The organism is Cyanobium sp. Cruz-8D1, assembly GCF_024345975.1.
Classification (GTDB): domain Bacteria; phylum Cyanobacteriota; class Cyanobacteriia; order PCC-6307; family Cyanobiaceae; genus Cyanobium.
This window is the reverse complement of sequence record NZ_JAGQCD010000075.1, coordinates 1-7638: the sequence shown is the minus strand read 5'-3', so window position 1 is coordinate 7638 and position 7638 is coordinate 1. Positions and strand designations below refer to the sequence as shown.

Below are 7638 nucleotides of genomic sequence, written 5' to 3'. Positions count from 1 at the left end.
CCGTTTCATCGTGACTGCAAGAGGCGCATCTGCACCTCCGGAATGACAGCCCGTCATTCCACTCTGTTCACCCTCTGATCAGGGCATTCGGGCCTCGGGATTTACACCACGCAAAGGGACGCGGCCCACAGCAAGGCGGCTGAGACGGCCTGGCCAAGCGCCGCGGTCAAGAATCGCTGACTTCGGGCCGCACTCGCCTGCTCCAGCTGCCTTCGGGTTGCGCGCAGGCTTCGCTCCAGGCCGGCGAGAGTGCTGGCCTTGAGCTGGCTGAGGGGTTGGTCGAACGCCTCGGGAATGGTCTGGGGCTGAACCACCCGAGCCAGGGCCGAGCGGAAGCTGTTGAGGTCGCTGGCCTCTGCGATCGCCACTGCAGTGGCGCGGGTCGCACGGATGGTGTTCAGATCCTGCTGGTTCTGCCGCTGCAGAATGCGCTCGCCACTGATCAGCAGCAGGGGGATCAACACCCCAAAGGCCAGGGCCAACACCATGGCCAACAACCTGCTGCGGTGGCTCCAGCGGCTGGAACCGACCGTATCTGGCCTCAACAAAGGGGTGAGGCGGAGCGCCACACAGGCGATCAGCAACGTGGGACCCAGTCCCAGCAGCCTGTTGCCCTGGCCGTGGAGCCATTCGGGCTGGATTGGCCAGGCCGGCGGTTCGCTGAGCAGAAGGATGCAAACCGAAGCAACGGCAGCCAGGGCCACACCCTGAATCATGCGGACCGCATCGATCTCCTTCGAGACGAACGAGGATGAAGCGTTGCTGGACATGGGTGCCGATCACCACAAGCATTCTGGCCCTCATGGACCCGATCACGTGGCACCTGCCTGGACTGGAGACCTTTTTGCCCTGCCTACCAAGGAACTACGGCTCGCTTGGCATGGCGGTAGCGGATGCTACGGGTGGAGTGCAGGCGGACACTCCTGTCAAGGTTAGCGTGGCGGCAGCCGTCACCTCCCGGATGACCCAGCTCCATGACCTGCGCCTGCGGTTGCTGGTGCAACAGGAAAGCGAGGCCATCGCCCACGCCCATCCCGATGAGCTGGACCTGTCGGTGGTGCAGGCCCGTTGCCTCTGCTGGCTGGCCCTGCTCGCTGACGCCCATGAGGAGCAGGCCAGCGACGCCGAACGTCGCGGCGACGTGGAGCAGGCCATGGGCTGGTTCGCCGATTCCATGCGCCTGCGCGATGTGATTCAGGTGGTGAGTTCGATCGAAATTCCCCTGCCGCTTCTCAATGAGGCTGGGGATCGGCCCGATCAGGGCCCCTTGGCGGCCTGACGGTGCCATGATGGTCATTGAATGAAAGAAGGGACGCGGTGCCAGAAGAGCCCTGCCAATGTCCTGATTGCCAGCGGTTCTATCGGGAACACGACCGGCTGATCCGAGAAAATCCCAGCCTCCGTCAGCAGCAGGAGCTCAACTGGGCCGCCCTGCAGTCGTTCCGCACCTTGGCCGGCCGGGTGCTCGAGGAGCTCCAGAAACGGCACGGCGATGGCGATGCCGCGCCCACCCCTGCGGCCCCCGAGGCCGACCTGCAGGAGGCCAGTGGTGAGGCCGCCTCAGAAACCGATGCGATCCAGCAGGCCATGGCCGATCTGGAGAACATCAATGCCCACCTGTTCTCCATCGAGGCCCTGATGGAGCGCATCTTCGATGTGAGGGTGCCCGAGCCCGTGGAGCAGACCTTCCGCGAAGTGGCCGGTGAGCTGGCCCCCGATCCCCTCAACGCTGACCGCCTGCGTCTCAACCGTCTGCTGCACCAGACGCCCGATCTGCCGGATCATCGGGGCGGCTGAGCCGCCCCCCCCCTCGCCTCGCCCCGGCTCCCCTCACTGGGCCGCTGGAAGCTTGCGGCCTTTGGCCGGGGCCTCGTCGATCTCGCAGGTGATGGTCACCGGGAATTCCTCGGTCTGCCAGATCCGTTCGCTGTACTCCCGGATCGAGCGATCGGAGGAGAATTTGCCGCTGCGGGCGGTGTTCAACAGTGACATCCGGTTCCACTGCCGGCGGTCGGCCCAGGCCCCGCTGACCGCCCGCTGGGCCTGCAGGTAGGCCGCGAAGTCGGCCAGCACGAAGAAGGGATCGTGGCCGGTGAGATTCTCCAGCAGCGGCCGGAACAGTTCCGTGTCGCCATTGCTGAAGTGGCCGTACTCGATCAGGTTCAGCGCTTCCCGAAGCTCGGGGCTGGCGTCGATGTGCTCCCAGGGTCGGTAGCCCCCATCCTTGAGGCCGGCGATGCCTTCGGTGGTGTGTCCGAACAGGAAGAAGTTGTCGTCCCCCGCCTCCTCGCGGATCTCGACGTTGGCACCGTCGAGGGTGCCGATGGTGAGGGCGCCGTTCATCATGAATTTCATGTTGCCGGTGCCGGAGGCCTCGAGTCCGGCGGTCGAGATCTGCTCGGAGAGGTCAGCGGCGGGGTAGACGCGCTCGCCGAGCTTGACGTTGTAGTCGGCCAGGAAGATGACGCGCAGTCGGCCGTCCATGTCGGGGTCGGCGTTGACGACGTCGGCGATGCCGTTGATGAAGCGGATGATCAGCTTGGCCATGGCATAGCCCGGGGCGGCCTTGCCGCCGAAGATCACGGTGCGGGGAGCCATGTCGTCGGCCAGGCCGTTCTTGATGCGCAGGTACTGGGCGATCACCTGGAGGGCATTGAGGTGCTGGCGCTTGTACTCGTGGATGCGCTTCACCTGCACGTCGAACATCGAGGCCGGATCCACCAGCACGCCCGTGTGGCGATGGATGTAGTTGGTGAGGTGGCGCTTCACCGACAGCTTGGTGGCCCCCCACTGCTCCAGGAAGCCGCTGTCGTCGGCGTAGCGCTCCAGCTGGCGCAGCTCATCGAGGTTGCGCACCCAGCCGTCGCCGATCGTCTTATTCAGCAGGGAGGAGAGCTGGGGATTGGCCAGGGCCAGCCAGCGGCGCGGCGTCACGCCATTGGTGACGTTGGTGAACTTGTCGGGCCAGTGATTGGCGAACTCGGGGAACAGCTCCTGCTTCACCAGATCGCTGTGCAGGGCCGCCACGCCGTTGACGTGGTGGGAAGCGATGGTGGCCAGGTGGGCCATGCGCACCGCCTTCTCCCCGGTTTCATCGATGATCGAGAGGCGGCGCAGCACGCCCTCGTTGCCGGGGTGGCGGAGGCGCACCTGCTGCAGGAAGCGTCGGTTGATCTCGAAGATCAGCTCCAGGTGTCGGGGCAGCAGGGAGCCGAAGAGACCGAGGCCCCACTTCTCGAGGGCCTCGGGCAGGAGGGTGTGGTTGGTGTAGGAGAGGCAGGCGGTGGTGATGGCCCAGGCGGCCTCCCATTCCAGGTGCTTGTCGTCGAGGAGCAGCCGCATCAGCTCGGCGACGGCGATGGAGGGGTGGGTGTCGTTGAGCTGGACAGCCCAGTGGTCGGGGAACTCCTGGATGGGAATGCCACGGGCATCGAGGCTGCGAATCATGTCCTGCAGCGAGCAGCTGACGAAGAAGTGCTGCTGCTTGAGGCGTAACTGGCGGCCCTTGGCGGTGCCGTCGTTGGGATAGAGCACCTTGCAGAGGGTCTCCGAACCCACCTTCTCCTCAACGGCGCCGTAGTAGTCGCCGCTGTTGAAGGCATAGAAATCGAAGGATTCGGTGGCATCGGCCCGCCAGAGGCGCAGCCGGTCGCAGGTGTTCACCCGGTAGCCCAGCACCGGCACGTCGTGGGGGACACCGATGGCGTGCTCGGCGGGGATCCAGCGCACCCTGTAGGCGCCGTGGTGGTCGCGATAGCTCTCGGTGTGGCCGCCGAAGCCGACGAAACAGGCCTGGTCGGGGTGGGGGATCTCCCAGGGCCAGCCGGCCTTGAGCCACTTGTCGGTGATCTCCACCTGCCAGCCATCGCGGATGAGCTGGTCGAAGATGCCGAACTCGTAGCGGATGCCGTAGCCGGTGGCGGGGATCTCGAGCGAAGCGAGGGATTCGAGGAAGCAGGCAGCCAGGCGGCCCAGTCCGCCATTCCCCAGGCCCGGTTCCTCTTCCACGTCGAGGATCTCCTCGATGTCGTTGATGCCGAACTGCTTGAGGGCCTCGGCAGCCTCCTTCTGGATGCCGAGCATCAGCAGGTTGTTGCCGAGCTGGGGGCCGATCAGGAATTCGGCCGAGAGGTAGGCCACCACCCGCTTGGGATTGGCGGCGATCGCTTCGATGCCCGCCAGGTAGCGGGTCATCAGCCGGTCACGCACGGCGTAGCTGAGCGCCATGTAGAGGTCGTGGCGGCTGGCGCTGGGGGCGAGCTTGCCGAGTGTGTAGAAGAGGTGTTCGGTCATGCCGTCGAACACATCCGTCGCGGTCAGGCCGCTGCGATCGGGGTCCGCGAAGCACCCGGGGGTGGGCAGGCTCAGGTTGCGGGGTTGTTGGTCGGTCATGGCGGTCGGCGCGCGGTGTTCCCTCAGGCACAGGTCTGGCCGTGCGTCTTCAGACCGTAGCGGTGGTTGCCATTCCCCTCGCCCGGCCTGTTGGGAGATCAGCAACGGCACACCTGAGCAACGTCAAGGCCCCTAGCGTCCGATCGGCACTGATTGCGTGCATGGTCGCCTCCAGCCTTCTGCTTGAAGTCGGCAACACCCAGAGCGAGACAGTCGAAACGCTGCTGGAAGTGGGCCGCTATCTGGTCATCTTCCTGGCGGCCCGCGCCCTGGCGGAGCTGATGGTGCGCCTCAAGCTGCCCACGATCCTCGGCGAGCTGGTGGCGGGTGTTCTGATCGGCGTCACCGGTCTGCATCTGATTCTTGTGCCGGCCGTTCACGCCGAGCTCAACCAGGGGATGCTCTCCCTGATCGGCAACGTCGCCGGGGTCAGCCCCGAGACGGTGGCCGAGATCTACACCGAGAGCTTCCCGTCCCTGGAGGCCACCGCCAAGCTCGGCCTCTATGCCCTGCTGTTTCTCACGGGCCTGGAAAGCGAACTCGACGAGCTGCTGGCCCACGGCCAGCAGGCCACCACCGTGGCCCTCACCGGCGTGCTGTTGCCCTTTTCCCAGGGCACGGCCGGTTTGTATTACCTCTTCCATGTGCCACTGTTTCCGGCGGTGTTTGCCGGCGCTTCGATGACCGCCACCAGCATCGGCATCACGGCCAGCGTGTTCGGCGAGCTGAAGTTTCTCAAGACCCGGGAAGGCCAGACCGTGATCGGCGCCGCCGTGCTCGACGACATCTTCGGCATCGTGATCCTGGCGGTGGTGGTGGCCCTGGCTGCTGACGGGGAGCTCACCGCCGGTCCGATCCTGCAGCTGGTGCTGGCGGCGACGGTGTTCGTGGCCCTGGCCCTGTTCCTGAGCCGCACCGCAGCGCCGGCCTTCGACTGGCTGCTGGATCGCCTCAAAGCGCCCGGGGAAGTGGTGGTGGCGGGGTTTGTGGTGCTCGGCCTGTGCTGCTTCGCCGCGGAAGCGATCGGCCTGGAGGCGGCCCTGGGGGCCTTCGCGGCCGGCCTGATCCTCAGCGCCTCCAAGCACACCAAGGCGATCCAGCAGTCGGTGAAGCCCCTGGTGGCCCTGTTCGCCACCGTGTTCTTCGTGCTGATCGGCAGCTCCCTCGACCTGTCGGTGATGAACCCCTTCAACCCCGACAACCGCGAAGGGCTGGTGGTGGCCCTGTTCCTGCTGGCCGTCGCCATCGCCGGCAAGGTGGCCGCCGGCTGGAGCTACTTCAGCCTGCAGAAGACCAACCGGCTGGTGGTGGGTCTCGGGATGATGCCCCGCGGCGAAGTAGGTCTGATCTTCCTGGGTCTGGGCAGCCAGGCCGGCATCCTCTCGGCGCCCCTGGAGGCGGCCATCCTGCTGATGGTGATCGGCACCACGTTCCTGGCGCCGCTGTTGCTGCGGCTGGCGCTGAGCGGCGTCGAGCTCCCCTCTGAGGCCGAGGCAAAGGGGTCCGCCGAGCAGGCCGCCTGACCCCCCGCGTCGCTTCGGTCGGCTTCAGCGCTGTCGGTCGTCGTCTCGGCCGGCAGCGAGGCTGAGCGACAGGCCCCCCAGTACGGCGATCAAACCCAGGCTTCCGGCCCATCCCGGGCCGAGGGCCCAGCTGAGCAGCAGTTCCACCACCAGGCCCACCGCCAGGGCCAGCAGCAGGCTGCCGCCCACCAGCACCAGTTGCTGCAGCCCTTGGTCCAGGGAGCCCTCGGCCAAGGCCTGCTCCAGCCGGCCCAACGGGACGCTCAGGGGCAGGTAAAGGGCCAGGGCCCACAAAGCCACCCCTGGCAGCAGCGGGCTCAGGTCGGCGAGGGTGAAGGCGTCGGACATGGGCGCAGGCGCAGGGGGCAGGGCCGCACGCTGGCCGGGCTTCCTAGCATCGTCCTCCACCGCATCGCCGCTGCGTCCATGGCTTCGTCACCCGAAACCCCCTGGCAGTTCCTGGGCCATCGGGTGCATGCCGTGCAGTCGGCTCCGGAGCAGCCAACCGGGCCGGCCGTCCTGCTGGTGCATGGCTTCGGGGCCTCCACCGACCACTGGCGCTTCAACATTCCGGTGCTGGCCCAGACCCATGAGGTCCATGCCATCGATCTGCTCGGCTTCGGCCGTAGCGACAAACCCGCCGGCCTCACCTATGGCGGCGCGCTCTGGCGCGACCAGCTCTGCGCCTACGTGGACGAGCGGATCGGCCGGCCCACGGTGCTGGTGGGCAACTCCCTCGGTGGCTTCGCCGCCTTGGCCGCCGGTGCCGCCCTGGGGGAGCGGGCCGCGGGCGTGGCGCTGCTGAACGCCGCTGGCCCCTTCAGCGACGAGCAGCAGCCACCCCAGGGGTGGGGGGCCATCGCCCGCCAGACCATCGGGTCGGCCCTGCTGCGCAGCCCTGTGCTGCAGCGCCTCCTGTTCGAGAACATGCGCCGCCCCGCCACGGTCCGCCGCACCCTCAATCAGGTTTATATCGACCGCACCAACGTCGACGACGAGCTGGTCGAGGCGATCCTGCGCCCCTCGCGCGATCCGGGGGCCTTCGGGGTGTTCCGCACCGTCTTCGACATCCCTCGCGGTCAGCCCCTCGATGAACTCTTCGAAGGGCTCACGGCGCCGTTGCTGCTGCTCTGGGGCATCCGCGACCCCTGGATCAACGCCGCCGGCCGCCGGGCCAGTTTCCAGCGGCACGCGCCGGCCCGCACCACCGAAGTGGTGCTTGAGGCCGGTCATTGCCCCCACGACGAGGTGCCCGATCAGGTGAACCGGGCCCTGCTGGACTGGCTGGAGGGCCTGGTGGAAAGCCCGGTTGCCGCGCTGACCGCCCGCTGAACCCAGAGGCGGCGGCCGGTCGGTACATTTCCCAGCACACAAGGGGATGGGTTGATCGCAGCTGTCACGGGCACTGAAGCCGCGCCAGTGGCTATCCGCCAGGCGGACGGAGTGACCGGGAAGGCGGCCGGCTTTGCCTACCGGCCGGACATCGATGCGTTGCGTGGCGCGGCGATGCTGGCGGTGCTGGTGTTCCACCTGAACAAGGGGTGGTTGCCGGGGGGGTTCACGGGAGTGGACGTTTTTTTTGTGATTTCCGGCTACGTGGTGATGGGCTCGTTGCTGGGCCAGGCCAGCAAGCCGCTGTGGCCGCGTCTGGGGACGTTCTACCTGCGGCGTGTGCGGCGCTTGCTGCCGAACCTGCTGGCGTGCCTGCTGGTGACAAGCCTGG

General features: G+C 67.0%; 8 protein-coding genes. 5 read left to right on the top strand and 3 right to left on the bottom strand.

The features are described from left to right. Positions 1-101: 101 nt before the first annotated feature. The gene (locus KBZ33_RS20560) at positions 102-770 is read right to left on the bottom strand and encodes a hypothetical protein (RefSeq protein ID WP_254955317.1); all 669 of its coding nucleotides are present in this window, start codon (positions 768-770) and stop codon (positions 102-104) included. A gap of 191 nt (positions 771-961) precedes the next feature. Here KBZ33_RS20560 and KBZ33_RS20555 point away from each other — a divergent pair, with 191 nt between their 5' ends. Together KBZ33_RS20555 and KBZ33_RS20550 are read left to right on the top strand one after the other, a co-directional pair. Next, positions 962-1279, top strand: a complete 318-nt coding sequence (locus KBZ33_RS20555) for a hypothetical protein (protein WP_254955318.1) — start codon at positions 962-964, stop codon at positions 1277-1279. A gap of 38 nt (positions 1280-1317) precedes the next feature. Next, positions 1318-1797, top strand: a complete 480-nt coding sequence (locus KBZ33_RS20550; RefSeq protein ID WP_254955319.1) for a hypothetical protein — start codon at positions 1318-1320, stop codon at positions 1795-1797. Between the two features lie 33 nt (positions 1798-1830). Here KBZ33_RS20550 and KBZ33_RS20545 read toward each other — a convergent pair whose 3' ends face one another. Next, complete coding sequence (locus KBZ33_RS20545; protein WP_254955320.1) at positions 1831-4392, bottom strand: glycogen/starch/alpha-glucan phosphorylase; 2562 nt, start codon at positions 4390-4392, stop codon at positions 1831-1833. A 161-nt stretch (positions 4393-4553) separates the two neighbouring features. On the opposite strand from KBZ33_RS20545, the gene KBZ33_RS20540 reads away from it, so the two are divergent. Next, positions 4554-5915, top strand: coding sequence for a cation:proton antiporter (locus tag KBZ33_RS20540; protein WP_254955321.1), 1362 nt, complete (start codon positions 4554-4556; stop codon positions 5913-5915). A gap of 24 nt (positions 5916-5939) precedes the next feature. On the opposite strand, the gene KBZ33_RS20535 is transcribed toward KBZ33_RS20540, so the two are convergent. Further along, a complete protein-coding gene (locus KBZ33_RS20535) occupies positions 5940-6263 on the bottom strand; it encodes a hypothetical protein (RefSeq protein WP_254955322.1) in 324 nt (107 codons plus the stop codon). Positions 6264-6341: 78 nt separating this feature from the next. On the opposite strand from KBZ33_RS20535, the gene KBZ33_RS20530 reads away from it, so the two are divergent. Both KBZ33_RS20530 and KBZ33_RS20525 read left to right on the top strand, forming a co-directional pair. Further along, entirely contained in the window at positions 6342-7247 is a 906-nt protein-coding gene (locus tag KBZ33_RS20530) for an alpha/beta fold hydrolase (protein WP_254955323.1), read from the top strand. Positions 7248-7298: 51 nt separating this feature from the next. After that, positions 7299-7638 (top strand): acyltransferase (locus KBZ33_RS20525; RefSeq protein WP_254955324.1); only part of this gene is annotated, 340 nt, incomplete at its 3' end.